Origin of the sequence: Comamonas squillarum (genome assembly GCF_025309455.1) — a bacterium.
Taxonomy (GTDB): Bacteria; Pseudomonadota; Gammaproteobacteria; order Burkholderiales; family Burkholderiaceae_C; genus Comamonas; species Comamonas squillarum.
On record NZ_CP104377.1, the window covers coordinates 147,482 to 174,378 of the forward strand.

The following is a 26,897-nucleotide window of genomic DNA, read 5'->3' on the forward strand; positions in this document are numbered from 1 at the left end:
GTCGCCGCCGTGGTGGGCCAGCCGATGCAAAACCTGAAGAGGAGAGTTGATATGCAACGACGTTTGACTTCGATCGCCGCCGCCATGCTGCTGGCGGGTACTGCGTTTTCGGCCCATGCGGCCAAGGACGTGGTGGTAGCGGTGGCTTCCACCTTCACGACCACCGACCCCTATGACGCCAACGACACCTTGTCGCAGGCCGTGGCCAAGTCCTTCTACGAAGGCCTGTACGGCTTCGACAAGGACATGAAGATGGTCCCCGTGCTGGCCACCGGTTTTGAGGTGAGCAAGGACGGCCTGGTCTACACCTTCAAGCTGCGCAGCGGCGTGAAGTTCCACGACGGCACGCCCTTCAACGCAGAAGCGGTCAAGCAGACCTTCGAGCGCGTGATCAACCCGGACAACAAGCTCAAGCGCTACAACCTGTACAAGAACATCTCCAAGATCGAAGCGGTGGACGATCTCACCGCCAAGTTCACGCTCAAGGAGCCGTTTGCGCCTTTCGTCAACTCGCTCGCCCACCCCTCGGGCGTGATCATCTCGCCCGCTGCGCTCAAGCAGTATGGCAAGGACATCGTGCAGCACCCCGTGGGCACGGGCCCCTTCAAGTTTGTCGAGTGGAAGCCATCCGACTACATGAAGGTTGCCAAGTTTGATGGTTACTGGCAAAAGGGCCTGCCCAAGGTCGATTCGATCACCTGGCGCCCAGTGGTGGACAACAACACCCGTGCCTCGATGATGCAGACCAACGAAGCGCATTTCGCGTTCCCGGTGCCACCCGAAGCCGTGGCCAATCTGGAAAAGAAGCCAAGCCTGGAAGTCACCAAGGCCCCGTCCATCATCCATCGCTACATCTCGATGAATGTGACGCAAAAGCCGTTTGACAACCCCAAGGTGCGTGAGGCGCTGAACTACGCGATCAACAAGGAAGCGCTGTCCAAGGTGGCGTTTGCCGGCTCGGCCATTCCTGCCGAAGGCGTGCTGCCCAAGGGCGTGGAATTTGCCACCAAGCTGGGCCCCTGGCCCTACGATCCTGCCAAGGCCAAGGCCTTGCTGAAGGAAGCCGGCTACCCCAATGGCTTTGAGAGCACCCTGTGGTCGGCCTACAACCACTCCACCGCCCAGAAGGTCATCCAGTTTGCCCAGCAGCAACTCGCGCAGGTGGGGGTGAAGGTGACGGTGCGTGCGCTCGAAGCGGGCCAGCGCGTCGCTGAAGTGGAATCGGTGCAGGATCCAGCCAAGGCCGCAGTGCGCATGTACTACGTGGGTTGGTCCTCGTCCACCGGCGAGGCAGACTGGGCGATGCGTCCGCTGCTGGCCGGTGAGAGCGCGCCTCCACGGGGCTTTAACACCGCCTACTACAACAACGCCGAAGTCAATGCCGACATTGCCAAGGCGCTGGTGACCACCGACACCGCGGCACGCGGCAAGATCTACGCCGATGCCCAGCAAAAGATCTGGAAGGATGCGCCCTGGATCTTCCTGAACACCGAGCAACTGGTGTCTGTGCGTGCCAAGAACCTGTCTGGCTTCTACGTCATCCCTGACGGCAACTTCAACTTTGTTGACCTGGACCTGAAGTAATCCATGTATCGCTACCTGCTCAAACGCTTGCTCGGGCTGATACCGACACTGCTCATCGTGGCGGTGCTGGTGTTCGGTTTCGTGCACATGCTGCCCGGTGACCCCGCGCGCCTGGCTGCTGGCCCCGAAGCCGGCCCGGAGACGATCGAACTGGTCCGCAAGGACCTGGGGCTGGACCTGCCCCTGCACCAGCAGTTCGTGCGTTTCTTTAGCAATGCGTTGCAGGGCGATTTTGGAAAATCCATCCGGACCAAGCGCCCGGTCTCGCAAGAGATTGCCGAGCGCTTTGGCCCGACCTTCTGGCTCACCGTGATGGCCATGGCCTGGTCGGTGGTGCTGGGCATGTTTTTGGGCATTGTCTCGGCCGTCTGGCGCAACCAGTGGCCTGACCGGCTGGGCATGACCCTGGCGGTGTCGGGCATCTCGTTCCCGTCGTTTGCGCTGGGCATGCTGCTGATGCAGTATTTCTCGGTCAAGCTCGGTTGGCTGCCCACCGTGGGTGCGGACAGCTGGAAGCACTATGTGCTGCCGTCGCTGACCCTGGGCGCAGCCGTGGCGGCCGTGATGGCGCGCTTTACCCGCAGCTCCTTCATCGACATCCTCAAAGAGGACTATGTGCGCACCGCGCGTGCCAAGGGCTTGAAGGAGACCGTGGTCGTCATCAAGCATGGCCTGCGCAATGCGATGATTCCGGTGGTGACCATGATGGGTCTGCAGTTCGGCTTTTTGCTGGGCGGCTCCATCGTTGTCGAGGTGGTGTTCAACTGGCCGGGCATGGGCCGCTTGCTGGTCGACGCCGTCGAGATGCGCGACTACCCCATCATCCAGGCCCTGGTGCTGCTGTTCTCGCTGGAATTCATCCTGATCAATCTGGTGGTCGACCTGCTTTATGCCTGGATCAACCCCACCATCCGTTACCGCTAAGCAGGTGCTTTGGCCATGACTACTCCGAACGCTCCTGAATCTGCCGACCGCGCTGTGGCGGCGGCCCACACGGTCTCTACCGCCGGCGCTGCTGCGCCGTCCCTGCCTGCCAACCCGGCCGCATCGACGCGCATGCGCACGCCGATGGCCGAGTTCTGGCGCAAGTTCAAACGCCAGAAGCTGGCCTTGTTTGCTGGCGTCTTCATCATCGCACTGGTGCTGGTGGCCGTCCTGGCGCCCTGGATCGTGCCCTACGATGCCGAGAACTTCTTCGACTACGACGCGCTGAATTCGCCCCCCACGGCCAAGCATTGGTTTGGTGTCGATTCGCTGGGCCGCGACATCTTCAGCCGCATCCTGGTGGGCGCGCGCATCTCGCTGGCGGCGGGTTTTGTGTCGGTCGCCATCGGCGCGGTGATCGGTGCCATCCTGGGGTTGCTGGCCGGCTATTACGAAGGTTGGTGGGACCGCTGCGTGATGCGCATGTCCGACGTGCTGTTCGCTTTCCCCGGCATCTTGCTGGCCATCGGTATCGTTGCCATCCTGGGCAACGGCATGATCAATGTGATCATGGCCGTCGCCGTGTTCAGCGTGCCCGCTTTTGCCCGCCTGGTGCGCGGCAATGTGCTGGCGCTCAAGCAGCAGACCTATATCGAGGCGGTGCGCTCCATCGGCGCGCCCGACCGGGTCATCATGCTGCGCCACCTGCTGCCGGGCACCGTCTCGTCGGTGGTCGTCTACCTGACGATGCGTATCGGCACCTCGATCATCACGGCCGCCAGCCTGTCCTTTCTGGGCATGGGCGCGCAGCCGCCGACGCCGGAGTGGGGCGCGATGCTGAACGAGGCGCGCAGCGACATGCTCAATGCCCCGCATGTGGCGCTGTTCCCGAGCCTGGCGATCTTTGTGACCGTGCTGGCCTTCAACCTGCTGGGCGATGGCCTGCGCGATGCGCTGGACCCCAAGCTGGACAACTGACCTTCGGCACCTGGCAGGGTGCAAGCAAGGTAAAACAAAGAAACGGCAAGCGCCTTGGCGGCCTTGCCGTTTTTTTATCGGTGGTCCTTGCCGCTGAGGCTGCTCAGCCAGCGGCTTTTTGCAGGCGTTTCAAGAACACCGTGAGCTCCTTGACGGTCTGCGTGTCGCCGTGCTGCTCCGCCACCTGCAGGCCTTGCTGCCAGCTCGCCTGCGCTTGCATGCGGGCATCGGGCACGCCCGATTCCAGCTGGGCCTTGCCCAGCAGCTTCCAGGCGGCCGAGTACTGCGGATTCTGGGCGACGGCCTGCGCCAGGTGCAGCGCGGCGGCCGCATAGTCCTCTTCCTTCAAGCAGGCCTGGCCCAGGCCAAAGCGCAGCACCGCGCTGTCTTGCCCCTTGGCCAGCAGTTTTTCCAATCCTTCGCGCATGCCATCTCCTCTGTGTTGCGCCCAGCATAGTGCGAGGCCTTTGTCCGCAAAGTCTGTGCGCATAAAAAAAGACGCTCCGGGGAGCGTCTTTTGCTGGCGTGGCGCGGGCTGCCTCAGCGCTTTTTCTTCGTGGTGCTGGTGCTGCGCTTGGACGGGGCCTTCTTGGTGGCCGTCTGCCGCACCGCGGGCTTTTTGGCGTTGCTGCTGCGGCTGCCACGGGCTGCATGGCCGCCGCTGGGGGCGGGTGCTGCGCCTACGCGCACAGGCATGTACAAAACGACCTGGTGGCCCACCTTGAAGGCGCTCTTGACGCCGATATCGTTCCAGTCGGCCACCTGTGCGGCGGTGACGCGGTAGCGCTGGGCCACGCGCGCGACGGTGTCGCCCTTGCGGGCTTTGACGGTGGTGCGGCGGGTGACCACTTCCGGGGTCAGCGCGATGTGGGCGTTGTCGGCCAGGTGGCTGGAGACATCCTGCTTGACAGCGGCCGAGCGCGGCACCATCAGCGACGAGCCGCCCTTGACCATCATGCGCGGCGGAATATTGTTGACCGCGCGCAGGTCGTTCTCGCTCATGCCGACCATGCCAGCGGCCGTGGCCACGGTCATGGTGCTGGGCACGGTCCAGACCGTCCAGCTCGCGTACTGGCCTTTTTCATGGGCCTGCAGGTTGCGGCGGAACACATTGGCGTTGTCCCAGGGCAGCAGCACCTGGGGCGTGCCGGCCTTGAAGATCACCGGGCGGTTGAACGAGGGGTTGAGCGACTTCAACTCATCCATCGTGACGCCGGCCATCTCGGCTACCTGGGCGGTGTCGATGTCACGGTCCAGGGTCACGGCCTGGAAGTAGGGGTGGTTCTCGATGAGCGGCAGCTCGGCCTGGAAGCGCTCGGGGTGGGCAATGATGTTCTTGACCGCCTGCAGCTTGGGCACGTAGTTGCGCGTCTCATCGGGCATGCTCAGGTCGGTGTAGGCGCCGCCCAGGCCCTGCTTTTGGTTGCGTGCAATGGCGCGGCCCACGCTGCCTTCGCCCCAGTTGTAGGCGGCCAGTGCCAGGTGCCAGTCGCCAAACATGTTGTAGAGCTTTTGCAGGTAGTCCAGCGCCGCGCGGGTCGAGGCCAGCACGTCGCGCCGGTCGTCGCGGAACATGTTCTGCTTGAGGTCGAAATAGGTGCCGGTGGCGGGCATGAACTGCCACATACCGGCCGCCTTGGCGCTGGAGACCGCCTGCGGGTTGTAGGCGCTCTCGATGTAGGGCAGCAGGGCCAGCTCGGTGGGCATGCCCCGGCGCTCGAGCTCCTCGACGATGTGGAACATGTACTTGGAGGAGCGCTGGGTCATGCGCTGTATGTAATCGGGGCGGCTGGAATACCACTGCTCCTGGTTGCCCACCAGGTCGTTTTCCAGATCGGGCATCGCAAAGCCCCGGCGGATGCGGTCCCAGAGATCATCGGGCACGGCCAAGCTGGTGACGGCGCCATTGCCCTGCAGGCTGGCCGCATTGATGGGGCTCAAGGGGCCGCTGGGGTAGTTGGGGGTGTGCGGTACCGAGCTGATCTTCGGTGCATCGCCTGCTGCGGTGGGCGGGCCGCCGGTCTCGGTCGTGGCGCAGCCAGTCAGGGCGAGCAGGGCGCTGAGGCTCCACAGGTACAGATACTTCATCAGAATTGGTTCTTCCAGCGACGCAGCGCGGCAAAAACGGCGACCGGGTCGCTGCCAGGGGTGGAGGGATCAAACTGCTGCGCAGCGCGGGCCACGGTGGCCAGGCTGCAGCGCAGGAAAGGGTTGATGCGCAGCTCGTTGCCAAGTTGCGCGGGCAAGGTGGGCGCGCCGCGCTCACGCAGCTGCTCGCAGTGCGCCAGGTAGCGGGCGATGTCCGGGTTGTGGGGCTCCACTGCCTGCGCAAAGCGCAGGTTGGACAGCGTGTACTCATGGGCGGCGCAGACCCGCGTTTGGGCGGGCAGCGCAGCGAGCGCCGACAGCGATGCATGCATCTGCGCGGGTGTGCCTTCAAAAAGGCGGCCGCAGCCGCCTGAGAACAAGGTATCGCCACAGAACAGCACCGGCTGCCCGGCCACATCGGCGCAGTAATAAGCGATATGCCCGGCGGTATGGCCGGGCACATCGATCACCTGCCACTGCAGGCCCAGCAGCTCCAGCGTGTTGCCGCCCTGCATGGGCTGGCAAGGCTGGGGAATGTCCTCGGTGGCCGGGCCGTACACACGAGCGCCAGTGGCCTCGCGCAGCTCGGCCACGCCGCCGGTATGGTCGCCATGGTGGTGGGTCACTACAATGGCTTGCAGCTGCAGACCCAGGCGGCGCAGCGCGTCCAGCGCGGGCGCAGCCTGGCCTGGGTCGACGACCAGCGCGCGCTGTCCGTCGTGCAGCAGCCAGATGTAGTTGTCGTTGAAAGCGGGCAGAGGTAACAGATGCATGAATGACCAAATTATAGGCACGCAAAATTGGTGGCAGACGCCGCTGGGCAGCTACATGCTGTCTTGGGAGCAAACATGTTACGACGATGCCGTGGCCGATATTTTTGGCTTCCATAGCCTGCAGATCGGGCTTTTCCCGCTGCAGGGGCTGCGCAACAATCGCACGCCCCATCGTTGGCTCGCGCTCGACTCGACCGAGCAGGCCGCGCAGTGGCAACAAAGCCGCCTGGCAGATGTACAGAGCTTTGCACTGCCTTTACAAAGCGAGCCGGGTCTGCCCGCAACGCGGACAGAGCCTGTCACCGCGAGCTTGCTGTGTGATGCCCATGCACTGCCCTTTGGCCCCGATACCCTGGACCTGGTGCTGCTGCCCCATACCTTGGAGCTGAGCGCCGACCCCCATGCGGTGCTGCGCGAGGTGGCCCGTGTGCTGGTGCCCGAAGGCCGGGTGCTGATCAGCGGCATCAACCCGGCCAGCCTCTGGGGCATGCACACCTGGAGCCGCCGCATTCCGGGACTGCAAAAGCTCCCGCCGATGCCCGATGACCACAACCTGATCGGCTACGGGCGTTTGCGCGACTGGCTCAAGCTACTGGGGCTGGAGCTGCAAAGCGCCAGCTTTGGCTGCTTTCGCCCTGCGATGCGCAGCGATGCCTGGCTGCGCCGCTGGGAATGGATGGACAGGGTCGGGCCTACGGCCTGGCCGGTACTGGGCGGCGTGTATTTTGCCGAGGCGGTGAAAAAAATGCCCAGCGTGCACAAATTGGCCGCACCGTGGAAGGCAGCGGCGCCCAGTGGCGTGGCGCGCCCTGCGGTGGCCGCCCGTGAGCGGCTGAGCGAAACGCAGCGCCGTGTGGAATGACACGGCCGTAAGCGGCTGCAGTCCGCCGCGCACAGGGGCCCAAAAATAGCCAGCAAATGCGCTTATAGTGGCCCTCTGTAATCGCGGCAAGTGCCAAGGAGTGGGTGTGAACCAAGTGGTGATTTATACGGACGGTGCCTGCAAGGGCAACCCTGGCCCTGGCGGCTGGGGCGCTTTGCTCAGCGCTGGCACTGCGCAAAAGGAGCTGTTTGGTGGCGAGCTGGGCACGACCAACAACCGCATGGAGCTGATGGCGGTGATCCAGGCGCTCGAAGCCTTGAAGCGCCCCTGTGATGTGCAGCTGTATCTGGACAGCCAGTACGTTCGCAAAGGCATCACTGAATGGATCTCTGGCTGGAAGGCCAAGGGTTGGCGCACGGCCAGCAAGGAGCCAGTCAAGAATGTCGATCTGTGGCAGCGCCTCGATGCACTGGTGCATGGCGGCGAGCACCGCATCACCTGGCACTGGGTCAAGGGCCATGCCGGCGACCCAGGCAATGAGCGCGCAGACGCACTGGCCAACCGGGGTGTGGCGATGGCGCTGGGCCGAGGCTGAGGCAATTTAGCAATACAACCAGGGAGCGCGAGCTATGGGACGCATCATGGGGATTTTGGCAGTGGTCGGTGTGCTGGCCGCTTTGTATGTGGCCTACCGCTACGGGGTGTTTTAAGCCGGGCGTTGCGCCCGTGCTGTACAAGGCCCACCAGCCAGTGCGGGTGGTGGGCGAATGCGCATCTTTTTACTCGGAAGCGGCGATGCGGCGCAGCGCATTGCTGTCACGCACCGTCAGGCCCGAGGGCTCGATGCGGATGGAGGACTCGCGCTCCATCGATTTGAGCTCCTGGTTCACCCGCTGTCGCGAGGCGCCCAGCAACTGGGCCAGCTCTTCTTGGGCCAGTTGCAGGCCGATGCGGGTTTCGCTGCTTTCCTTGCCGGGCACGCCGTAGCTGCGCGAGAGGTGCAGCAGCTGCTTGGCCAGGCGCGCGCGCAGCGGCAAGGTGTTGAGGTCTTCCACCATGCCGTAGAGGCTGCGGATGCGGCGCGCATGCATGCGTGCCAGCGCCTGGTAGAACTCCACATGCGTCTGCAAGATGCGCTGGAAGTCGGCCTTGCTGACGCAGACCAGCGTGGTCTCGCCATGGGCATAGACATCATGGGTGCGGCTGTCGTCATCGAACAGGCCCACATCGCCAAACCAGGTGCCTGGCTCGACATAGGTCAAGGTGATCTGCTTGCCCGTGAGCGACGCCGAACTCACGCGGGCCGAGCCCCGGGCCACGGACACCCACTCTTCGGGCTCATCGCCACGGGAGAAGATCAACCCGCCATCCTTGAAACGCTTGACATAGGCACAGCGCAGAATGTCATGGCGCAAAGTCGGCGAGAGGGTGCTGAACCAGCGCCCTGTGTTGATGGCTTCGCGCTCTTCGGGGGTCAGGATTGGATCGTCCATGGCATGTCGTCTCGGTGACTGGAATTATGAATTTTGTCGCTTGTGCGACGGTCATCACCGAATGTATAGCATTGCCGCCAAATTGTTAATTGTCACCCGAGCCCCTCAGGCGTGCGGCAATCCAAGTTGTCCGTTTTTGCAACCTGAGCAGCAGCAAGGAATAGGCGCTATATGCTCATTGGGTTTGCATATATCGCTATCAATTTGATATTTGGGTTTCCCCGGTGTGCGCGAATGACGAAGGGGTACTTCTTCAATGGTGAAGCTGGTCTTAAATGCTGGGGTATTGGGCAGAGGCTCTGCGCGCTTTCCCTCTTGTTTCCGCTGGCTTTTTAGGCTGACAGGCGCTGGCGCAGGCGCTGTTGCCACACTTCCACCAGCACCACACCCAGGCCCGCGCAGCAGATCAAGGCCATGCCGGCAGCCGTCGCCGCATCGGGCAACTGGCCAAAAATCAACCAGCCCAAGGTGGTGGCCGAGACGATTTGCAGGTAGTTGAACGGCGCCAGCAAGGTCGCACTGGTCTTGCTGTAGGCAGTGATCTGCAGCCAGTGACCGACAAAGCCGGACAGGCCGGTGGAGGCCAGCAGCAGCCATTGCCACACCGTCAGATCGAGCTGCTTCCAGAAAAAGGGCAGCAAGGCGCTCAGTACCAGTGCACCAAACAGGCCCCCGTAGAGGTTGCTGGTGAGCGGGTCGTCTGCCGCCACGCGGCGCGTGCTGATCTGGAACAGCGCAAAGGTGCTGGCCGTCACCACGCCCCAGATGGCCCCTTCGGTGGACAGCTGCCCGCCCGGGCGGATGACCACCAGCATGCCGACAAAGCCCAGCAGCACGCCCGCCCAGCGGTGCCAACCCGGGCGCTCGCCCAGCAGCCAGGGCGCCAGCCCCATCACCAACAGCGGCGCCATGAAGTTCATCGCCGTGCCCTCGGCCAGTGGCACCATGCTCAGCACATGGAAGAACAGCAAGGTGGTGGCAATCATCAGCACCGAGCGCTGGACCTGGCGCGACAGCGACTGCGTGCGAAACAGCCCCAGCCCCCGCTTGGGCAGCACAAACACCCCCATCAGCACCACATGGCCGACATAACGGAACCAGGCCACCATCAGCACCGGCACCCCCGCCAGGACCAGCAGCTTGCCGCTGGCGTCCAGGCTAGAGAGAATCCACAGCCCGCAGACATGCAAGGCGATACCGAGTTGGCTCATGGGAGGCAGTTTTAGCGCAGCAGAGGCGGCCGATTGTAACCACGGGTTGAGCACTTTTCAGTCGCCGCATCAATAGGCTGATTCAGTGGCTTGCCTTGTCATGCAGACGCAAAAAAGCCGATCGGAAGGCTCTTCTTCAGATCGGCGATAAAGCTCGGCACTGGGTGGTGGGTGCCAGGCCGCAGTCGGAGGGGGCGTTGGGCTCCCGGCCTCCTGCTGTTCAGGTGCGCGGCAATCAGGCCGCGACGGCCTGCTGCATCGGCGTGGCCACGGCCTGGGCGATCTCGGCTTGGGCCTTGCTGATGGCAGCGGCGCGGGCTTCAGGGCCCATGGCCAGGCCTTCGGCGCGGGCAAAGTGCACATCGGTGATGCCGATAAAGCCGAAGATGGTTTGCAGGTAGGTTTCCTGGTGCTCCATCGCACGGCCGCCTTCACTGGTCGAGTAGATGCCGCCGCGCGATTCGACCACGATCACCTTCTTGCCACCGGCCAGGCCTTCTGGGCCGTTGGCGGTGTAGCGGAAGGTGCGGCCGCTTTGCAGCACACGGTCAATCCAGCTGCGCAGCTGGGTGGGGATGCTGAAGTTGTACAAAGGCGCGCCGATGACCAGCACATCGGCTTCGAGCAGCTGGCTCACGAGGGCCTCGGAGATCGCATTTTGCTCGCGCTCGGCTTCGGTCTTGGCTTCCTGGCCGGTGCGAAAGCCCAGTGCGTCAGCGCCCAGGTGGGGTGGGGTGTTGACGGCCAGGTCCAGGTACTCGACCTGGGTGTTGGGATGCACCGCAACCCAGGCCTTGACGGCTTCGGCGCTGAGTTGGCGGGAGACGGAGTTGGCGCCCAGGATGGACGAATCGATATGCAGCAGTTTCATGGTCAGTCCTTCAATCAGGTGACGGCTTTTGCTGCAGTCGCAGCATTTTTGCCAATGGCTGAATTCTGTCACTGCTGGCGGGCCCGATTGAGCGCTGGAATTGGGTTGGATTGTTCTATTTTTAGAACTATGATGGGCAGACTTTTTTGCCGCCTGTGCCCGCGCAGACCGCGCTAACGCTGCCTCTCACGATGAAATACGACCTCAACGACATGTACTACTTTGCCGAAGTGGTCGAGCGCGGCGGCTTTGCTGCGGCGGGCCGCGCGCTGGGGGTGCCCAAGTCGCGCCTGTCGCGCCGCATTGCCGATCTGGAGGCGCAGCTGGGCGTGCGGCTGCTGCAGCGCACGACGCGAAGGCTGTCGTTGACCGATGCCGGTGAGACCTTTTTGCGCCATGCGCAAACAGCGCGCGAGGCGGCGCAGAATGCGCAGGCCGAGATGGAGCAGACCCAGCGCGAGCCCTCGGGCACGGTGCGCGTGTCCTGCCCTGTCACCCTGGCCCAGGGCGCGGTGGGCAAGCTGCTGCCGGCCTTTTTGCGTACCTATGCCAAGGTGCGCATCGAGATGCTGGTGACCAACCGCACCATCAACCTGATCGAAGAGGGCATTGATGTGGCGCTGCGGGTGCGTGCCAACCTCAATGACAGCGGCAGCCTGGTCGTCAAACGCCTGGGCATGACGCGCCAGCGCCTGGTGGCCAGCCCCGAGCTGCTGGCCGTGCATGGCGTGCCGCAGACCCCGCAGGACCTGGGCAGCAAGATCCCGACGATGTCGCTGACCAGTGCCGATGGCAACAGCACCTTGCAGCTGGTGGGCCCCGAAGGCGAGCATGTGACCATCCACCACCAGGCTCGCTATGTGGCTGATGACCTGGTGACGCTGAAATATGCCGTGCTCGACGGCATTGGCGCCTGCTGGATGCCCGCGGCCATGGTGCGCGATGAGGTCGCCAATGGCGACCTGGTCGAGCTGCTGGCCGGCTGGAGCATCCCCGAAGGCATCTTGCATGCGGCCTTTGTCTCGCGCCGCAATATGGCGCCAGCGCAGCGCGCGTTTCTGGACTTCATGGGCGAGAACCTGCCGTTGCAGCGCATTGGCCAAACCGATGGGACCTGAATGCCTGGCGCTGCTTCATATTAATTTTAGAAATAACAATACTAAAAAATAGTCGTTGTTGATCTAAAAGCCTGCTTTGACAATGCATGCATGTCCGGTGCCTGTCTTGTCACGATCAATCCCTCCCCCCCGCCACGCCCTGCGGCCATTGCGGTCGCACAGCGTAATGGCCAGCGGCCTGTGCAGCCGGGGTGGCGTGGAGAAGCCGAGACGGGTGCGCAGGTCTCGGTGGTGATCGTGCCGGGCTGGCGCAACTCCGGCCCCGGCCATTGGCAAAGCCTGTGGGCTGAACGGATTGCCGGCGCCTTGCGCGTGGAGCAGGAGGACTGGTTGCAACCGCACCGCAGCCCCTGGGTAGCCAGTGTGCAGGAGGCCATTGAGGCCGCGCCGCACCCGGTCATCCTGGTGGCCCATTCGCTGGGCTGCATCACCAGCGTGCATGCGGTCGAGCAACTAGGCAACCAGCAACGCGGCAGCATTGCCGGGGCCTTGCTGGTGGCGCCGGCCGATCCGGAGCGCCGCGCGCTGTTTGAAGACTTCACACCCGTGCCCGCGAACCCGCTGCCCTTTGCCAGCATTGTGGCTGCCAGCAGCAACGACCCCTATTGTCCGATCCGCATGGCCAGCGCCTATGCCAAAAGCTGGGGCAGCACCTTTGTGCGCGTGCCTTCGGCCGGCCATATCAATGTGGAATCGGGCCATGGCGAATGGCCGCTGGGCTGGGCCTTGCTGGGTGCCTTGGCATCGTTGGCGCCGGTGCAAGCGCAAGCGGCCTGATTCGCTCCTGCCTGATCTCTTTTTCCGCGTCCATATCTGGCATCTCTGCACGGTTCGTGCAGGCGGTCTTCGCGCTGCCTGCACTTTTGCTGCGGGCAAAAAAATGCCAGCAACGAATGCTGGCCAAGGAGGGGTTCGGTTGAATCAATAGGCTTATATTGCCTTAAATTGAGTGCCTCAATGTCGGTAATTTGTATGTGTTAGTGACGTTCATCAAGGCCGCTGTTACACCCCGGAGGTCGATCAGGCTCAGAGGCGCTTCTTGGCCGCATCAGCGGCGTCCTTCAAGCTCTCTTTCACATCACCGGCCTTTTTCTGGATTTCGCCTTCGGCCTCCAGTGCCTTGCCCTTGGCGATCTGGCTGGGGCTGTTGATGGCCTTGCCGACACCGGCCTGTGCTTCGCCTGCGAGGTCCTTGATCTTGCCTACGACTTGGTCCTTGTTCATGGTGCCACTCCTTGCTTGGTTGAGGTGTAGCCATTGTGCGCAGCGGCCATGCCAGAGCCTGTCAGTGCGCAGTCGTGCTTGTTGTGCGGTATCGCCGACAGCGGTCACAGCGCCGCAACCACCGACAAGATTAATTACAACTTGGGCAGGGGATCAACCAGCCGGGGCCGGGCTTATGGCCGGTGTTTGAGCGGGCTGTGGTCCTGCAGCGAACGCTGGTACTCGGCCATGCCCTGGGACTCGCGCGCCAGGTAGCGCTCTACCGCCTGGGCAAAGCCGGCATGGGCCAGCCAGTGGGCGCTGGGGGTGCGCACCGGCATGAGGGCGCGTGCCATCTTGTGCTCGCCCTGCGCGCCGCCTTCAAAGCACTGCAGGCCATGGCGTATGCACCATGCAATGGGCTGGTAGTAGCAGGCCTCAAAGTGCAGGCAGTCCACCCGCTCCATCGCACCCCAGTAGCGGCCATAGGCGTGGCGCGGCCCCGTGCCCGGCGCATCGATCGCGATCAGGCTGGCGGCGATGGGGCGGCCCTCGCGCTCGGCGATAAAGAGCAGCCAGTGCTCGGCCATCTGCGTGCGCATCGCGGCAAAGAACGCCGGGGTCAGGTAGGGCGCGTTGCCATGCTCCAGATAGGTGCGCTCATAGCACTGGTAGAAGAAGTCCCAATCGGCTGCGCTGATCTGCGCTCCACTGGCATGGCGGAACGTGACGCCAGCGGCCTGCACCTTGCGCCGCTCCTGGCGAATCTTCTTGCGCTTGTCCTGCTGCAGCTCAGCCAGAAAATCATCGAAGTCGGCGTAGGGCCTGGCGTCGCCGGTCTCGGCCGCATCGCGGTTGCGCCAGTGGAACTGCACGTTCTCGCGCTGCATCAGCGCAATGTTATCCGCCGCCTGAAGATCGGGCGCAGCGCCAAACAGTAGGTGCAGCGACGAGACCTGCTGCTGGTCGCAAAACTGGGTGGCGGCATGCAGCAACGGCGCGCGAAAGCTGTCATCGGCCACCAGCAGGCGGCTGCCGGGCACCGGGGTAAAGGGCACGGCAATGACCGCCTTGGGGAAGTAGTCCAGGCCATGCTCGGCATAGGCCCGCGCCCAGGCAAAGTCAAACACGTACTCGCCATAGGAATGGCTTTTGAGGTACATAGGGCAAGCGCCCACCAGCACGTCGCCCTGCCACAGGCTCAGGTGGCAAGGCTGCCAGCCGCTCTCCACGGTGGCGCTGCCGCTGTCCTCCAGCGCCTGCAGATAGGCGTGGCGCATGAAGGGGGTGGGGCGCTCTTGCAAGGCCAGCAGTCCATCCCAGGCGAGGGCATCGAACTCGGCGATGCTGGGCAGGATGCGCAGCTCCAGGCTGGGGCCAGGGTGGGGTGCGGGCGTGGGGTCAGCGGGCAGCGAGGTCATGGCCCGATTGTGGTCTGCCTGCTGCGCCGCTGCACGGGGCAGGTTATGCGGCTTGGCGCTGGTGGCTGTGCACCAGGTCCATCAGCGCGGCGATTTCTTCGTCGCTGCTGGACCAGGACGCGACAAAGCGCACCACCACCTCGCCCGCCTGCAGCTGGGTACCTGCCGGCAGGCTGCTGGCGTACCAGTCAGAGCAGCGCACGCCCTGGGCGCGCAGATGTTCATAGAGCGCAATGGGCATCCGCACAAACACTTCATTGGCCTGGGTGGGCCAGCTCAGGCGTACACCAGGCGTGGCGGCGAGTGCGGCCGACAGCTTGGCTGCCATCGCATTGGCATGGCGGGCCAGCTCCATCCAGTGGCCGCCCTCCAGCCAGGCGCAGAACTGGGCGCCGATGGTGCGGCTTTTGGAGACCAGCTGCCCGCTGCGCTTGATGCGCAGCGAGAAGTTCTGGGCCAGCGCCTGGTCGAAGAACACCACCGCCTCAGCCATCAGCGCGCCGTTCTTGGAGGCGCCCAGGCTCAGCACATCGACACCCGCGCGCCAGGTGATGTCGCCCGGGTGGCACTGCAGCGCGGCGATGGCATTGGCCAGGCGCGCGCCATCCATGTGCAGACGCAGGCCCAGTGCATGGGCCTGGGCGGCCAGTGCGGCAATCTCTTGGGGCTGGTAGACCAGGCCGTTCTCGGTCACCTGGGAGATGCTCAGGCCGCTGATCACCATGTTGTGGGGTGCGTCGTGGGGGGTGCGCTCCACAAACGCGGGCAGGTCCTCGGCGCTGATCTTGCCGTTGTCCGTGGCCATCGGCAGCAGGCTGGCGCCGCCGGTGAAGAGCGCCGGGGCGCTGTTCTCATCGACCGCGATATGGGCCATGTGGTGGCAGACCACGGCGTTCCAGGGCTGGGCGATGGTGGACAGCGCCAGGCAATTGGCCGCTGTGCCGGTGGTGACGAAGAACACTTTGACGGGCGCGCCAAAGGCCTCGCCCAGCATCTGCTCGGCGCGCTGGCTCCATTCGTCGTTGCCGTAGGCGGACTGGATGCCGCTGGCGGCCTCTACCAGGGTTTGCAGGATGCGGGGGGAGACGCCGGCTTGGTTGTCGCTGCCAAAGTTCATGGGACGCTGCAGGTGGTGGTGCAAAAGCCCGATTTTGCCCGCAAACCGCGCGCCAGCGGACCCGGACTGGCGGGATTTGCGTGCCGCTGCGCAGGCCTTGGGGTTTGTAGGCTAGACTCTTTGGCTGCGCCAGGCACGGGCCCTGCCCACTCTCCTTGTGGCCCTGGTGCACTGCTCACTGCCATCGAACCATCCATGTCCCATTTTTCCATTGCAAGCGCCCAGCTGAACTTTGTTGTGGGCGATATGCCGGGCAATGCCCGCAAGATCATTGATGCGGCGGCGCAGGCCGCGGCCCAGGGCACCCAGCTGCTGCTGACCCCCGAGCTGGGCATTTGCGGCTATGCCGCCGAGGACCTGTTCCAGCGCCCCTCGTTCCTGGCGGCCTGCGATGCCGCCGTGGCGCAGGTGCTGGAGGCCAGCCGGCAGTGGCCCGATCTGACGGTGGTGCTGGGCCACCCGCAGGCGGCGCAGCATGCGGCCCATGGCCGCTGCTACAACGCCGCCAGCGTGCTGCGCGCCGGCCAGGTGCTGGCCAGCTACCGCAAGCAGCTGCTGCCCAACTACCGTGAATTTGACGAGACCCGCTACTTTGTCGAAGGCACGCAGACCTGTGTGTTCGAGGTGGCGGGCAGCCGCATTGGCCTGCTGATCTGCGAAGACGCCTGGGCCAGCCAGCCCGCGCGGGCGGCCAAGGCGGCCGGTGCGCAGCTGCTGGCCGTCATCAATGCCTCGCCATTCCAGATGGACAAGCCCGGCCACCGCGAGGCCCTGCTGGCCGAGCGCACACGCGAGACCGGTCTGCCGCTGGTCTATGCCCACCTGGTGGGCGGGCAGGATGAGCTGGTGTTTGACGGCCACTCGTTTGCGCTCAATGCCGATGGCCAGGTGGCCGCCCGCGCCCCAGGTTTTGACGCGCATCTGCTGACCGTGCAGGTCGAGGCCACGGCCACAGGCCTGCAGCTGTCCGGCCCCATCGCCCAGCCTGGCGACACCAACCAGCAGCTGTGGCAGGCCTTGGTGGTGGCGGTGCGCGACTACCTGGGCAAGACCGGTTTCCCCGGTGCGGTGCTGGGTTTGTCCGGCGGTATCGATTCGGCCCTGGTGCTGGCGATTGCGGTCGATGCGCTGGGGGCTGACAAGGTCCGCACGGTGATGATGCCCTCGCCCTACACGGCCGATATCAGCTGGATCGATGCGCGCGAGATGGCCGAGCGCCTGTCGGTGGCCTATGAAGAGATCTCGATTGCGCCGCAGTTCGAAGCCTTCAAGGCCGCGCTGGCGCATGATTTTGCTGGCCGCGCCGAAGACACGACCGAGGAAAACCTGCAGGCCCGCATCCGGGGCACCTTGCTGATGGCGCTGTCCAACAAGTTCGGCTCCATTGTGCTGACCACCGGCAACAAGAGCGAGATGGCCACTGGCTACTGCACCTTGTACGGCGACATGGCGGGCGGCTTTGCGGTGCTGCGCGATGTGCCCAAGACCCGTGTGTTTGAGCTGGCGCGCTGGCGCAATGCCCATGACCCCTACGGAACCGGCCGCAACCCGATCCCCGAGCGCATCATCACCCGCCCGCCCAGCGCCGAGCTGCGCCCGGACCAGAAGGACCAGGACAGCCTGCCGCCTTATGAGGTGCTGGATGCCATCATCGCGCGCTACATGGAGCAGGACGCTGACATCGATAGCATTGTGGGTGCCGGCTACCCCCGCGCCGATGTGGAGCGGGTGGTGCGCCTGATCCGCATCAACGAATACAAGCGCCGCCAGGCCGCCGTGGGCCCGCGCCTGTCGGCCCGGGGTTTTGGCCGCGACTGGCGCTACCCCATCACCAACGGTTTTCGCGGCTGAGCGGCGGCGGCCACTGCCCGTGCCTGTGACCCACGCCTGCAAACCATGCCCTTGATGCCCTTGATGCGCTGTGCCTGCCCACCCCTCGCGCCTGACGCGGGGCGGCTGGGGGCTGCGCGCTTTCAGAGCTTTGTGCGCGCACGCATTGCGCGCCAGGTCGCCACGCGCCAGTCGGGCTTCTCGCGGCTCAATCCGCCATAGCGCGGCGCGCCTTCCCTCGCTTTCGTTGATCGCGGCATCGCGCGGCCCGCCTGCGCCGCCGCATTTCCTTCGTCTTTTTGGAGCTGTACACGGCGCTGCCGGGTGCGCGCTTTGCCATGTCCCCTTTTCTTCATTATTTCCGCGCCCAGTGGGCGCCGAGCGTGCCGCGCGAGCTGATGGCCGGCGCGGTCGCCACGTTTGCGCTGATCCCCGAGGTCATCGCCTTTTCCTTTGTCGCGGGAGTTGATCCGTCGGTGGGCCTGTTTGCCTCCTTTGTCATCAGCATCGTGATTGCCTTTGCGGGCGGTCGGCCGGCCATGGTGTCGGCCGCTGCGGGCTCAGTGGCGCTGGTCGCAGCGCCCTTGGTGCAGGCCCATGGCCTGCAGTACCTGTTGGCGGCGGGCCTGCTAGCTGGCGCCATGCAGATACTGTTTGGTTGGCTGCGCCTGGGGGTGCTGCTGCGCTTTGTCTCGGGCTCGGTGCGCACCGGTTTTGTCAATGCGCTGGCCATTCTTATTTTTGCGGCCCAGCTGCCACACCTGGTGGGCGCCAATGGCGCGACCTGGGCCATGCTGTCGCTGGGCCTGGTGGTCATCTATGGCCTGCCGCGCATCAGTACGGCCATCCCGTCGCCTTTGATCTGCATCCTGGTGTTGACGGGCGCAGCCCATGCGCTGGATCTGCCGCTCAAGACTGTGGCTGACCTGGGCCACCTGCCCGATAGCTTGCCCAGCTGGGCGCTGCCCGATGTGCCGCTGTCCTGGCGGACCCTGCAGCTGATCGCGCTGCCGGCGCTGGCCATTGCGATGGTGGGCCTGCTCGAATCCTTGATGACCGCCAGCGTGGTCGATGAGCAGACCGATACCCCCAGCGCCAAAAACCGCGAATGCAGCGGGCTGGGCCTGGCCAATATCGCAGCCAGCTGCTTTGGTGGCATAGCGGGCTGCGGCATGATCGGCCAGAGCGTGAGCAATGTGCGCTATGGCGGGCGCGGCCGGCTGTCCACCTTGTTTGCCGGTGCCTTTTTGCTGGGCTTGATGGTGCTGCTCAAGCCCTGGGTGGCCCAGGTGCCGGTGGTGGCGCTGGTCGCGATCATGGTCATGGTGTCGGCTTCGACCCTGGACTGGGGATCGGCCCGCGCGCTGCTCAAACATCCCAAGCTGTCGAGCCTGGTGATGCTCGCCACGGTGGTGGTCACCATCGCCACCCACAACCTGGCCGCTGGCGTGGCGGTGGGCGTGCTGCTGAGCGGCGTGTTCTTCATGTTCAAGATGTCCAGGCTGCTGCAGGTGCAGCGCAGCGGCGATGCCGAGTTGGTCTACGCCGTGCGTGGCCAGCTGTTCTTTGCCTCGGCCGATCTGCTGGTTGATGCCTTTGATGTGCGCGAGATCGAGGGCCGGCCGGTGCGCATCGACATGGCGCAGGCGCATCTGTGGGACATCACGGCCGTGCAGGCGCTCGCCAAGGTCTGCGCACGGTTGCGCAAGCATGGCAGCGCCGTGCAGGTGACAGGGCTCAACGCCCAGAGCCAGGCGCTGGCTGCCCGTCTGGACCTGCGGCTGGACGGCGTTTAGCGGGCGGATGGGCCATGGCTTGGGCTGCCATTGCCTGGAGATTTGGCCCCGGAGGTGCCGAAGCCGGAATCTTGACGCACAATAGCCCCAGTTGCTGCGCGCATCGCCTGCGCAGCGTGTATATGCCCATCCCAGGAGAGCTTTATGAAAATGATTACCGCCGTTATCAAACCTTTCAAGATGGACGAGGTGCGTGAAGCTCTGGCGGATGTGGGTGTGACCGGTCTGACGGTCAGTGAGGTCAAGGGCTTTGGCCGCCAAAAGGGCCATACCGAGCTCTATCGCGGAGCGGAATATGTCGTGGACTTTCTGCCCAAGGTGAAGATCGAAGTCGCCGTGAAAGACGAGGATGTGGACCGCTGTGTGGACGCGATCGTCAACGCGGCCCGCACCGGCAAGATCGGAGACGGCAAGATTTTCGTCACCGAGATCGAGCGCGTGATCCGTATCCGTACCGGCGATCTGGACGAAGCGGCGGTCTGATCCAGACAGTCCCCGCATCCGCAAAAGCGCCTTGGCCACCAAGGCGCTTTTTTCATGTCTGCCACCGATTGCTGGGCAGCGGGTTCAGGGCTTGATCGTGGTGTGCGAGCAGATCCACAGCACCTGCGCATCTTCATCGCCGCCCGAGATGCAGGCATGGCCCATGGCGCTGTCGAAATAGCAGGAGTCGCCGGCGGCCAGCTCCAGCGGCGCGTAGCTGTCGGTATGGATGACCACGCTGCCGCGCATCACATACAGCATCTCTTCGCCATCGTGGCTGAGCAACTGCGGAAAGGCGCTGCGCTCATGGGCCTTGATGGTGGTGAGCAGCGGAATAAAGCGCTTGTCGGCCAGGTCGGCATGCAGCAGCTCATAGACATATTGCGGCGTGCGGTGCACCAGGCCATCGCCCTGGCGGGTGATGCTGCGCCGCGCGCGCAGGCCCGTTTGCTGCAGCGGGCTGAAGAGCTCGCCCACGTCCACCTCCAGCCCGCGCGCGAGCGCCGCGATTTTTTCATAGGTGGGCGAGAGCTGGCCGTGTTCGATCTTGGACAGTGCAGACGCTGAGATGCCGCAGCGCTGGCTCAGCTGCTGCAAGGTCAGATCGGCATCGCGCCGCAGCAGGCGCAGCTTGGTGGCCAACACATCGGTGGTGGCATCGGCGCCGGCGTTGTGGTGGGGCGGTGGGGCGTGGGGCATGGCAGGCTCTTGTGGTGCTCGCCAGTGTAGGGGGCGCTGCGCTGGCCCGTGGCACAGCGAAGCCGTGGCGGCCGCGTTTTAGGCCTAATTCTCGGGTAAACCCTAGACAGAAAGAACGGATTTAAGAAATTTATTGTCTCAAACTGCATTAAATTTCGTATACGAAAATTAATTCTCTTTAGTAGATTTATTGCGCCACATGCAGATCCTGGACTCCACCCACACCACGCAACACCTGCCCATGGCGGCCTTGATCGACTGTCTGGAACAGATGTTCATCGCCGGCTGCGAAGTGCCACTGCGCCACAACCACCAGATCGCCGGCCAGACGAGCGCTGAAGACGGCATCCTGCTGCTGATGCCCGCCTGGCAAACCGGCAAGCGCATGGGGGTCAAGACGGTCTCCATCTTCCCAGGCAACCAGGCGCGCGGCCTGCCGGGTCTGCATTCGGTCTTTATCCTGTACGACGCGACCACCGGCGCCCCGCTGGCGGTGCTCGATGGTGATGCCATCACCTCGCGCCGCACCGCTGCGGCATCGGCCTTGGCCGCGCGCTGGCTCAGCCGCCCCGATGCCCGCCGTCTGCTGGTGCTGGGCGCCGGCCGCGTGGCCAGCCTGCTGCCCGATGCCTACCGCTGCGTGCGGGATATCCAGGAGGTGCAGGTCTGGGACATCCGCCCCGAGGCCGCGCAAGCGATGGTGGCGCGCCTGCAGGCGCAAGGCCTGCAAGCCGCAGTCGCCACCGACCTGGAGCAGGCGGCGCGCCAGGCCGACATCATCAGCTGCGCCACCTTGTCCAACGCGCCCTTGGTGCGTGGCGAATGGCTGCAGCCAGGTGTGCACCTGGACCTGATCGGCAGCTTTACCCCGGCGATGCGCGAGAGCGATGACGCCTGCTTTGCCCGCGCCACCGTTTTTGTCGATACGCCCGAAGCGCTGATGAAGGCGGGCGATATTCTGGCGCCCATCGCCAGCGGCGCCTGGGAGGCCAGCGGCCTGGCTGCCACCTTGGAGCAGCTGTGCCGCAGCCAGCATGCGGGCCGCAGCAGCGCCGATGAGATCACGCTGTTCAAGGCCGTGGGCACGGCGTTGGAGGACCTGGCCGCCGCATCGCTGGCCTTTGACGCCTTTAGCGCTGCGGGCACCTCGGGCGCCTCGGCCACCTGATCTGCTGTGCCTGGCCCAGTGCGGGCCGGGCCAGTGTTCTCCCTTTCTTTTGCTATCTGTTCACATCCCTTCCATGCGCACCTCTTCGACCGAGCCAGCAGCGTCTGCGGCCACCAACAAGCGAGTACTGATTGCCAGTCTGATGGGTAGCTCCATCGAGTGGTTTGACTATTTCCTCTATGCGACCACGGCGGCGCTGGTGTTCGGGAAGGTGTTCTTCCCAACCACCGACCCGGTCGTGGGGCTGATGCTGTCCTACCTGACCTTCTCGCTGACCTTCTTCATCCGGCCGCTGGGGGGCTTTATTTTCTCGCACATCGGTGACCGCATCGGGCGCAAGAAGACCTTGGTGATCACCTTGTCGCTGATGGGCGGCGCCACCGTGCTGATCGGCCTGCTGCCGGGCTATGAGCAAATTGGCATATGGGCGCCGATCCTGCTGATCGTGCTGCGCCTGGTGCAAGGCCTGGGCATTGGTGGCGAGTGGGGCGGCGCGCTGCTGTTGGCCTATGAATACGCGCCCAAGAACCGCAAGGGTCTGTTTGGCAGCGTGCCGCAGATGGGCGTGACCATCGGCATGGTGCTGGCCACCTTGGCCATCACCGTGATGAGCACCCTGCCCGATGACCAGTTTCTGGCCTGGGGCTGGCGCGTGCCGTTCCTGCTGAGCGCCATCCTGGTGTTCCTGGGCCTGTGGATCCGCAAGGGCATTGATGAGACCCCTGCGTTCAAGCAGGCCAAGGCCAGCGGCAATGTCGCCAAGATCCCGCTGGTCGAAACCCTGCGCTACCACTGGCGCGCGGTGCTGGTGGCCGTCGCCATCAAGTTTGTCGAAACGGCGCCGTTCTATATCTTCTCGACCTTTATCGTCAGCTACGCCACGGCCACCTTGGGCTTTGAGCGCATCTCCGTGCTCAATGCGGTCACCATTGCCACCTTGCTGACGACCGTGATGATTCCCATCATGGGGCGCCTGTCCGACAGCATTGGCCGCAAGCGCATGTTTATCGCTGGCACCTTCGTGATGGCCGCCTTCACCTTCCCGTACTTCATGCTGCTCGAGCAGCGCACTATGACCAGCCTGGTCATCGCCACCGTCGTCGGTCTGGGTCTCGTCTGGGCGCCCATCACGGCCGTGCTGGGCACCTTGTTCTCGGAGATTTTCTCGACCCGCGTGCGCTACACCGGCATCACGCTGGGCTACCAGATTGGCGCGGCGCTGGCAGGCGGCACTGCCCCCTTGCTCGCCACCTGGCTGCTCAACAAATACAACGGCTCCTGGGTGCCGGTGGCCTGGTACATCGTGGGCACGGCGGTCATCTCGCTCATTGGCATTGCGTTTGCCAAGACGGTGGCCGATAACGACTAAGGGCTCTGCCCCAGACACTGCTGCCGCCTCATCCACCGCGGCGGTGGTGGCCCACCAAAAGCCATCGGCCCGCTTATGAGCGGGCCGATGTTCTTGTGTCTGCGGGGCGCGGCTTAGATCACGGCACGCATCGCATCGCTTTGCTGCGACAGGCCGGCTTCTTCGACCAGTTGTGCGAGCAGCGCGGTATGGTCATCGCCACTCTTGATCAGGCCCATCTGCCAGTCGTCCATAAAGCCCTGGCCCACGCACTGCTGCAGGAACTGCAGCATGCCGTCGTAGTAGCCATGGGCGTTGAGAATGCCGATGGGCTTGTCGTGGTAGCCCAACTGGCGCCAGGTCCAGATTTCATACAGCTCTTCAAAGGTGCCGATGCCGCCAGGGATGGCGATGAAGGCATTGCTGCGCTCGGCCATCATGGCCTTGCGCTCGTGCATCGTGGTGACCACGTGCAGCTCGTCGCAGAGCTCATTGGCCAGCTCGCGGTCCACCAGGGCCTTGGGGATCACGCCGACCACGCGGCCGCCGGCCTCGCGCGTGGCGCGGGCCACCGTGCCCATCAGGCCGGATTTGCCGCCGCCATAGACCAGCTGGCCGCCATGGCTGCCGATCCAGTGGCCCACGGCCTGGGCGGCCTGGCCAAAGGCGTCGGTCTTGCCGGGGCGCGAGCCGCAGTAAACACACATCGAAAAGCTTGGGGAGTTGGTCATTTCAGCAATCTTTCATACAAGGCAGGCAGCCACACCGCCGCGCACAGCACCAGCGCCAGGAACACGGCGGCACTGCCCATGTCCTTGGCCTTCTTGGCCAGTGCATGCCACTGGGGGCCAAAGCGGTCCATCGCCATCTCGATGCCAGTATTGAGCAGCTCGGCGATCAGCACCAGAAAAACCGGGGTGATCAGCAAGGCCCAATCGCGCCAGTCGCGTGCCAGCCAGATGGAGGCAGGCAGCATCAGCAGCGCGAGCATGGCCTCCAGGCGGAAGGCCTTTTCGCCCCAGCCGGCCCGCAGGCCTTGCAGCGAGTAGCCTGCGGCATGCCAGACGCGGGCCAGGCCCGTGCGGCTTTTTTGCGGGTTGGCGGCGTGGATGTCGGCCAGGCTGTGCGCTGGCGCGGCGGGCTCGGTGGGGGGGCGGGGATCGGGCTGGTTCATAGGGAGCGTGGTAGTCGCCCATCATGGCACAGCGCGGGCGACACAAAGCATATTATTGCACTGCAGCATTTGATCGGCGCGCTGCGTGGCGCTTGCGCCCAGCAGCGCTGGCGCAACAAGGGTCCATCTAGCCCGACCGATCAGGCGCCGTGTTTTTGGGCGCAGGGCGCTCGGCGCTGACCAGGCGGGTACCCGCGATCGCATCGTGCCAGAACTGCTGCAGCGGGTGCAGCCGGCTGGCCAGCGCCCAGAGCACGATCCAGCCGCTCAGCAGCACGACGATTTCGCCCACCGGCAGGCTAAAGGGCATGCTGACAACCAGCGGCGGCAGAAACCACAGCCAGCTGCAGACATAGCGCAGCAACGCGCGGCCCTGGGTCAGCGGCTGGCCATGGCGGTCAACGATGCGGATCTGCCAGGTCTTCATCGCCAGGGTCTGGCCCTTGTGCCAGAACCAGGTGAAGTAGATGCCAAAGATGATGAACAGGAACAGCTGCAGGCCATGGCGGTTGTCCATCGCATTGCGGGTCTGGCTCAGCGAGCTGTAGAGGTAGCCCGACATGAAGACCACGCCAAACATCAGCATGCCCTCGTACAACCAGCAGGCCATGCGCCGCGCCAGGCGCGGTGCGCGCAACAGGGCGCTGGTGGCGAGAGGGCCGGAAGGCAGCGCTGTTGTGCTGGAAGTGGTCTGCATGCGGACAGTATCAGGTCGGCGGGTGCACCGGGCTGTCGCTGTTGCGCGACTGCGATTCGCCCGCCGGTGGCCGGCTGGGGGCATCGAGCGGGGGCAGCGGCGAGGAGGTAACAGGCGCGGGCATTTGCACCGGGGCGGTCTCCACCACCGGGGCAGGCGGCAAGGCGGGGGACGGCGCCGGGGGTAGCGCGGGGGCTGGGGCGTGCGCTGCGCCGTTGGCGGCCGGGGCTGGCCCGCTGAGGGGGCCTACTTCGACTGGCGTCACCATGCCGCGCGACTGCACACGGATCTCGGGCGGCGGCAGGATTTTGGGCGGGTTGGCGCGGTTGGGGTTGATGGCGGCAGCGGGCACCTTGACCAGGCGCCCGGTGCTGCGGGCGGTGGGGCGGGGCGCGAGCGCCACGCCACCGTGGTAGAGCACGCCGCCCTGGGCCAGGCGCTTGCGCTCACGGGCGCTGAGTGCCTGGTAGTCTTCCCAGAGCTTGCGTTTTTCCTCGGCCGACAGGCTGCTGATGTTCGAGTAGTTGAGCCGGGCCTGGCTTTGGTCGGAGAGGCTGAACTTGGCCCATTCCTTCATGTGCTCGGCAATGCGCAGCTGCTCTTCGGGGGAGAAATCGTCAAAGCTGTCGGCGATCATCGTCCAGCGGCTTTTTTGCTGGGTGGTCAGCCAGTTCCACTGCTCTTCGAGCGGCGCCAGCACGGTGCGCTGGTCGTCATCGAGCGCCTCCCAGCTCGGGCCTTCATTGCGCGGGCTGCTCGAGCGCGTGACGCTGTTGGCGCTCACCAGATCGCTGGCGGCGCTGCCGTAGATATTGGCGGCCTTGTTGCCGGCGTAGATGCCCACAACAGCAAAAGCAGCCAGCAAAATACTGGCTGCCAGGGCGGGGATGCTCGAAGGGGCGGGCGTGCTGCCGGCTACCTCGTCGTTATCGTAATCGTGTCTCAACGCTTGTCAGTGGGCTGCTTTTGGGCAGCAATCTTCAGAAACTGGGTAAAACCAGGATCAGTATAGGCGCTTGGCGGCAGCTCGTCAGCCAGCAAGGTGGCATCGTACTCTGCCATTTCGCTGGCGCCTTCGTCCGCCTGAACACCATTGAAGAAAGCCAGGCCGGCCACCATCGCGCTCAGCGGAACGGCCGACACCACGGCGCGCCACCAGTTGCGTTTGCCAGAAGGTGCAGCTTCCTGCTGGGGCTGGCGTGCAATAGCGGGCACAGCCACCACCTTGCGGCGGGACAGCGCGCGCTCGCGGGCCGCTCGCAAACGTTCGCTGATGTCGTAGTCGAGATCAGCCTCGGCTTCGCTCAGCCGAGCGGTGACGCGGCGGGCAAAAATTTCAGCATTGACAACGGTTTGGGCGGTGTTTGAGCGGTTCATAGCACGATTCCTTTGGCCTTAAGCACTTTACTCAAGGTTTGGATGGCGCGAAAGCAGTGGGTTTTTACACTTCCCTCTGAGCAACCCATGGCTGCTGCAGTCTCTGCGATGTCCATCTCTTCCCAATAACGCATCAGAAACGCTTCGCGTTGACGCGCTGGCAACTGTTGTATCTCTTTTTCTATTAATGCAAGGGTTTGTTTGCGGTTGGTGTGGTCCTCGGCACTCTGCTCGGCCTCTCCATTGTCGGCGTTGTAGATATCGAGGAGGTTGAATTCCCCCTCGTCATCCGGGCCTTCGAAGTCGCTCATCGTCGTAAAGAGCGCGTTGCGCGTCTTTTGCCGGCGAAACCAGTCGAGCGTGCTGTTGGACAGGATGCGCTGGAACAGCATCGGCAGCTCGTTGGGCGGCTTGTCCCCATAGTGCTCGGCCAGCTTCATCATGCTGTCCTGCACGATGTCGAGCGCTGCTTCCTGGTCGCGCACATGAAAAAGCGAGCGCTTGAAAGCTCGCTTTTCAACGCTTTTCAGAAAGTCGGACAGTTCTCGTTCTGTGGCCAAATCGTACCCAACACCGTGGTTATTCAGAGATTTCTCGCTTTTTACCCGGGTAAATAAACCAAGTGTGGCAAAAAACACCGCATCAAGCCTTAGATTATCGCATCCTATCGAAAAAAAATCCGTAGCTTGTCGCAAAGCAATGCTGCAGTGCGATAATGTAC

Annotated in this window: 29 protein-coding genes; 13 read left to right on the forward strand and 16 right to left on the reverse strand. The window is 64.1% G+C overall.

Annotated elements, in window-relative coordinates; all coding sequences use genetic code 11:
• Positions 1-51 precede the first annotated feature (51 nt).
• Genes gsiB through gsiD form a run of 3 tightly spaced genes read left to right on the forward strand, consistent with a single transcriptional unit; the run spans position 52 to position 3,486 of the window.
• The gene (gene gsiB, locus N4T19_RS00665) at positions 52-1,584 is read left to right on the forward strand and encodes a glutathione ABC transporter substrate-binding protein GsiB (protein WP_260719182.1); all 1,533 of its coding nucleotides are present in this window, start codon (positions 52-54) and stop codon (positions 1,582-1,584) included.
• Between the two features lie 3 nt (positions 1,585-1,587).
• Positions 1,588-2,508: a glutathione ABC transporter permease GsiC gene (gsiC, locus tag N4T19_RS00670; RefSeq protein WP_116925015.1), complete on the forward strand. Its 921-nt coding sequence runs from the start codon at positions 1,588-1,590 to the stop codon at positions 2,506-2,508.
• 15 nt (positions 2,509-2,523) lie between these two features.
• Entirely contained in the window at positions 2,524-3,486 is a 963-nt protein-coding gene (gsiD, locus tag N4T19_RS00675; protein ID WP_260719183.1) for a glutathione ABC transporter permease GsiD, read from the forward strand.
• Positions 3,487-3,589: 103 nt separating this feature from the next.
• On the opposite strand, the gene N4T19_RS00680 is transcribed toward gsiD, so the two are convergent.
• The 3 genes from N4T19_RS00680 to gloB form a co-directional block, all read right to left on the reverse strand.
• Entirely contained in the window at positions 3,590-3,913 is a 324-nt protein-coding gene (locus N4T19_RS00680) for a tetratricopeptide repeat protein (RefSeq protein ID WP_260719184.1), read from the reverse strand.
• Between the two features lie 113 nt (positions 3,914-4,026).
• Complete coding sequence (locus N4T19_RS00685) at positions 4,027-5,574, reverse strand: transglycosylase SLT domain-containing protein (protein WP_116925018.1); 1,548 nt, start codon at positions 5,572-5,574, stop codon at positions 4,027-4,029.
• Positions 5,574-6,347 (reverse strand): hydroxyacylglutathione hydrolase, encoded by a 774-nt coding sequence (gene gloB / locus N4T19_RS00690; RefSeq protein WP_260719185.1) that lies wholly within the window; start codon positions 6,345-6,347, stop codon positions 5,574-5,576. The genes N4T19_RS00685 and gloB overlap by 1 nt, the downstream gene beginning before the upstream one ends.
• On the opposite strand from gloB, the gene N4T19_RS00695 reads away from it, so the two are divergent.
• Positions 6,346-7,209, forward strand: coding sequence for a class I SAM-dependent methyltransferase (locus N4T19_RS00695; protein WP_260719186.1), 864 nt, complete (start codon positions 6,346-6,348; stop codon positions 7,207-7,209). The genes gloB and N4T19_RS00695 overlap by 2 nt on opposite strands.
• Positions 7,210-7,315: 106 nt before the next feature.
• A complete protein-coding gene (gene rnhA, locus N4T19_RS00700; RefSeq protein ID WP_116925247.1) occupies positions 7,316-7,765 on the forward strand; it encodes a ribonuclease HI in 450 nt (149 codons plus the stop codon).
• A gap of 184 nt (positions 7,766-7,949) precedes the next feature.
• Here the strand turns inward: rnhA and N4T19_RS00705 are convergent, their stop codons facing one another.
• The 3 genes from N4T19_RS00705 to N4T19_RS00715 all read right to left on the reverse strand — a co-directional run bounded on the left by N4T19_RS00705 (position 7,950) and on the right by N4T19_RS00715 (position 10,745).
• Positions 7,950-8,663: a Crp/Fnr family transcriptional regulator gene (locus N4T19_RS00705; RefSeq protein ID WP_021025131.1), complete on the reverse strand. Its 714-nt coding sequence runs from the start codon at positions 8,661-8,663 to the stop codon at positions 7,950-7,952.
• Positions 8,664-8,995: 332 nt separating this feature from the next.
• Positions 8,996-9,874, reverse strand: a complete 879-nt coding sequence (locus N4T19_RS00710; RefSeq protein ID WP_116925021.1) for a DMT family transporter — start codon at positions 9,872-9,874, stop codon at positions 8,996-8,998.
• A 235-nt stretch (positions 9,875-10,109) separates the two neighbouring features.
• Positions 10,110-10,745, reverse strand: a complete 636-nt coding sequence (locus tag N4T19_RS00715) for an FMN-dependent NADH-azoreductase (RefSeq protein WP_116925022.1) — start codon at positions 10,743-10,745, stop codon at positions 10,110-10,112.
• 191 nt (positions 10,746-10,936) lie between these two features.
• On the opposite strand from N4T19_RS00715, the gene N4T19_RS00720 reads away from it, so the two are divergent.
• A complete protein-coding gene (locus N4T19_RS00720) occupies positions 10,937-11,863 on the forward strand; it encodes a LysR family transcriptional regulator (protein WP_021025134.1) in 927 nt (308 codons plus the stop codon).
• A gap of 180 nt (positions 11,864-12,043) precedes the next feature.
• Positions 12,044-12,640: an RBBP9/YdeN family alpha/beta hydrolase gene (locus N4T19_RS00725; RefSeq protein WP_260719187.1), complete on the forward strand. Its 597-nt coding sequence runs from the start codon at positions 12,044-12,046 to the stop codon at positions 12,638-12,640.
• A gap of 249 nt (positions 12,641-12,889) precedes the next feature.
• Here N4T19_RS00725 and N4T19_RS00730 read toward each other — a convergent pair whose 3' ends face one another.
• The 3 genes from N4T19_RS00730 to N4T19_RS00740 form a co-directional block, all read right to left on the reverse strand.
• Complete coding sequence (locus tag N4T19_RS00730; protein ID WP_021025136.1) at positions 12,890-13,087, reverse strand: CsbD family protein; 198 nt, start codon at positions 13,085-13,087, stop codon at positions 12,890-12,892.
• 173 nt (positions 13,088-13,260) lie between these two features.
• Positions 13,261-14,487 carry a GNAT family N-acetyltransferase gene (locus tag N4T19_RS00735; RefSeq protein ID WP_116925024.1) on the reverse strand — a complete coding sequence of 409 codons (1,227 nt, stop codon included), beginning with the start codon at positions 14,485-14,487 and terminating at the stop codon, positions 13,261-13,263.
• A 43-nt stretch (positions 14,488-14,530) separates the two neighbouring features.
• A complete protein-coding gene (locus N4T19_RS00740; protein WP_260719188.1) occupies positions 14,531-15,604 on the reverse strand; it encodes a threonine aldolase family protein in 1,074 nt (357 codons plus the stop codon).
• A gap of 195 nt (positions 15,605-15,799) precedes the next feature.
• On the opposite strand from N4T19_RS00740, the gene N4T19_RS00745 reads away from it, so the two are divergent.
• The 4 genes from N4T19_RS00745 (at position 15,800) to glnK (ending at position 19,713) form a co-directional block, all read left to right on the forward strand.
• Positions 15,800-17,455: an NAD+ synthase gene (locus tag N4T19_RS00745; protein WP_260719189.1), complete on the forward strand. Its 1,656-nt coding sequence runs from the start codon at positions 15,800-15,802 to the stop codon at positions 17,453-17,455.
• A gap of 45 nt (positions 17,456-17,500) precedes the next feature.
• A complete protein-coding gene (locus tag N4T19_RS00750) occupies positions 17,501-17,656 on the forward strand; it encodes a hypothetical protein (RefSeq protein ID WP_260719190.1) in 156 nt (51 codons plus the stop codon).
• Between the two features lie 116 nt (positions 17,657-17,772).
• A complete protein-coding gene (locus N4T19_RS00755; RefSeq protein ID WP_260719191.1) occupies positions 17,773-19,230 on the forward strand; it encodes a SulP family inorganic anion transporter in 1,458 nt (485 codons plus the stop codon).
• A 144-nt stretch (positions 19,231-19,374) separates the two neighbouring features.
• Positions 19,375-19,713, forward strand: coding sequence for a P-II family nitrogen regulator (gene glnK, locus N4T19_RS00760; RefSeq protein WP_116925027.1), 339 nt, complete (start codon positions 19,375-19,377; stop codon positions 19,711-19,713).
• A gap of 84 nt (positions 19,714-19,797) precedes the next feature.
• Here the strand turns inward: glnK and N4T19_RS00765 are convergent, their stop codons facing one another.
• On the reverse strand, positions 19,798-20,412 hold the full coding sequence (locus tag N4T19_RS00765; protein ID WP_116925028.1) for a helix-turn-helix domain-containing protein: 615 nt from the start codon (positions 20,410-20,412) through the stop codon (positions 19,798-19,800).
• A 199-nt stretch (positions 20,413-20,611) separates the two neighbouring features.
• On the opposite strand from N4T19_RS00765, the gene lhpI reads away from it, so the two are divergent.
• Positions 20,612-21,580 (forward strand): bifunctional Delta(1)-pyrroline-2-carboxylate/Delta(1)-piperideine-2-carboxylate reductase, encoded by a 969-nt coding sequence (gene lhpI / locus N4T19_RS00770; RefSeq protein ID WP_116925029.1) that lies wholly within the window; start codon positions 20,612-20,614, stop codon positions 21,578-21,580.
• A 73-nt stretch (positions 21,581-21,653) separates the two neighbouring features.
• Positions 21,654-22,949, forward strand: a complete 1,296-nt coding sequence (locus N4T19_RS00775; protein WP_260719192.1) for an MFS transporter — start codon at positions 21,654-21,656, stop codon at positions 22,947-22,949.
• A 113-nt stretch (positions 22,950-23,062) separates the two neighbouring features.
• On the opposite strand, the gene N4T19_RS00780 is transcribed toward N4T19_RS00775, so the two are convergent.
• The 6 genes from N4T19_RS00780 to N4T19_RS00805 all read right to left on the reverse strand — a co-directional run bounded on the left by N4T19_RS00780 (position 23,063) and on the right by N4T19_RS00805 (position 26,736).
• The gene (locus tag N4T19_RS00780) at positions 23,063-23,659 is read right to left on the reverse strand and encodes an LOG family protein (RefSeq protein ID WP_116925031.1); all 597 of its coding nucleotides are present in this window, start codon (positions 23,657-23,659) and stop codon (positions 23,063-23,065) included.
• Entirely contained in the window at positions 23,656-24,102 is a 447-nt protein-coding gene (locus tag N4T19_RS00785) for a diacylglycerol kinase (protein WP_116925032.1), read from the reverse strand. The genes N4T19_RS00780 and N4T19_RS00785 overlap by 4 nt, the downstream gene beginning before the upstream one ends.
• A gap of 127 nt (positions 24,103-24,229) precedes the next feature.
• Positions 24,230-24,799, reverse strand: a complete 570-nt coding sequence (locus N4T19_RS00790) for an RDD family protein (protein WP_260719193.1) — start codon at positions 24,797-24,799, stop codon at positions 24,230-24,232.
• Between the two features lie 10 nt (positions 24,800-24,809).
• The gene (locus N4T19_RS23255; protein WP_116925033.1) at positions 24,810-25,745 is read right to left on the reverse strand and encodes a DUF3106 domain-containing protein; all 936 of its coding nucleotides are present in this window, start codon (positions 25,743-25,745) and stop codon (positions 24,810-24,812) included.
• A complete protein-coding gene (locus tag N4T19_RS00800; RefSeq protein ID WP_021024894.1) occupies positions 25,742-26,176 on the reverse strand; it encodes a DUF3619 family protein in 435 nt (144 codons plus the stop codon). Before N4T19_RS00800 ends, N4T19_RS23255 begins: the two co-directional genes overlap by 4 nt.
• Positions 26,173-26,736, reverse strand: a complete 564-nt coding sequence (locus N4T19_RS00805; protein ID WP_182345611.1) for an RNA polymerase sigma factor — start codon at positions 26,734-26,736, stop codon at positions 26,173-26,175. Before N4T19_RS00805 ends, N4T19_RS00800 begins: the two co-directional genes overlap by 4 nt.
• Positions 26,737-26,897: the final 161 nt, after the last annotated feature.

Excerpts from the sequence above, each read along its gene's own strand:
- gsiB (WP_260719182.1), top strand. The coding sequence starts at position 52 with ATGCAACGACGTTTGACTTCGATCGCCGCCGCCATGCTGCTGGCGGGT.
- gsiC (WP_116925015.1), top strand. The coding sequence starts at position 1,588 with ATGTATCGCTACCTGCTCAAACGCTTGCTCGGGCTGATACCGACACTG.
- gsiD (WP_260719183.1), top strand. The coding sequence starts at position 2,524 with ATGACTACTCCGAACGCTCCTGAATCTGCCGACCGCGCTGTGGCGGCG.
- N4T19_RS00680 (WP_260719184.1), bottom strand. The coding sequence starts at position 3,913 with ATGCGCGAAGGATTGGAAAAACTGCTGGCCAAGGGGCAAGACAGCGCG.
- N4T19_RS00685 (WP_116925018.1), bottom strand. The coding sequence starts at position 5,574 with ATGAAGTATCTGTACCTGTGGAGCCTCAGCGCCCTGCTCGCCCTGACT.
- N4T19_RS00695 (WP_260719186.1), top strand. The coding sequence starts at position 6,346 with ATGAATGACCAAATTATAGGCACGCAAAATTGGTGGCAGACGCCGCTG.
- gloB (WP_260719185.1), bottom strand. The coding sequence starts at position 6,347 with ATGCATCTGTTACCTCTGCCCGCTTTCAACGACAACTACATCTGGCTG.
- N4T19_RS00705 (WP_021025131.1), bottom strand. The coding sequence starts at position 8,663 with ATGGACGATCCAATCCTGACCCCCGAAGAGCGCGAAGCCATCAACACA.
- N4T19_RS00710 (WP_116925021.1), bottom strand. The coding sequence starts at position 9,874 with ATGAGCCAACTCGGTATCGCCTTGCATGTCTGCGGGCTGTGGATTCTC.
- N4T19_RS00715 (WP_116925022.1), bottom strand. The coding sequence starts at position 10,745 with ATGAAACTGCTGCATATCGATTCGTCCATCCTGGGCGCCAACTCCGTC.
- N4T19_RS00720 (WP_021025134.1), top strand. The coding sequence starts at position 10,937 with ATGAAATACGACCTCAACGACATGTACTACTTTGCCGAAGTGGTCGAG.
- N4T19_RS00730 (WP_021025136.1), bottom strand. The coding sequence starts at position 13,087 with ATGAACAAGGACCAAGTCGTAGGCAAGATCAAGGACCTCGCAGGCGAA.
- N4T19_RS00735 (WP_116925024.1), bottom strand. The coding sequence starts at position 14,487 with ATGACCTCGCTGCCCGCTGACCCCACGCCCGCACCCCACCCTGGCCCC.
- N4T19_RS00740 (WP_260719188.1), bottom strand. The coding sequence starts at position 15,604 with ATGAACTTTGGCAGCGACAACCAAGCCGGCGTCTCCCCCCGCATCCTG.
- N4T19_RS00745 (WP_260719189.1), top strand. The coding sequence starts at position 15,800 with ATGTCCCATTTTTCCATTGCAAGCGCCCAGCTGAACTTTGTTGTGGGC.
- N4T19_RS00750 (WP_260719190.1), top strand. The coding sequence starts at position 17,501 with ATGCCCTTGATGCCCTTGATGCGCTGTGCCTGCCCACCCCTCGCGCCT.
- N4T19_RS00755 (WP_260719191.1), top strand. The coding sequence starts at position 17,773 with ATGTCCCCTTTTCTTCATTATTTCCGCGCCCAGTGGGCGCCGAGCGTG.
- glnK (WP_116925027.1), top strand. The coding sequence starts at position 19,375 with ATGAAAATGATTACCGCCGTTATCAAACCTTTCAAGATGGACGAGGTG.
- N4T19_RS00765 (WP_116925028.1), bottom strand. The coding sequence starts at position 20,412 with ATGCCCCACGCCCCACCGCCCCACCACAACGCCGGCGCCGATGCCACC.
- lhpI (WP_116925029.1), top strand. The coding sequence starts at position 20,612 with ATGCAGATCCTGGACTCCACCCACACCACGCAACACCTGCCCATGGCG.
- N4T19_RS00775 (WP_260719192.1), top strand. The coding sequence starts at position 21,654 with ATGCGCACCTCTTCGACCGAGCCAGCAGCGTCTGCGGCCACCAACAAG.
- N4T19_RS00780 (WP_116925031.1), bottom strand. The coding sequence starts at position 23,659 with ATGACCAACTCCCCAAGCTTTTCGATGTGTGTTTACTGCGGCTCGCGC.
- N4T19_RS00785 (WP_116925032.1), bottom strand. The coding sequence starts at position 24,102 with ATGAACCAGCCCGATCCCCGCCCCCCCACCGAGCCCGCCGCGCCAGCG.
- N4T19_RS00790 (WP_260719193.1), bottom strand. The coding sequence starts at position 24,799 with ATGCAGACCACTTCCAGCACAACAGCGCTGCCTTCCGGCCCTCTCGCC.
- N4T19_RS00800 (WP_021024894.1), bottom strand. The coding sequence starts at position 26,176 with ATGAACCGCTCAAACACCGCCCAAACCGTTGTCAATGCTGAAATTTTT.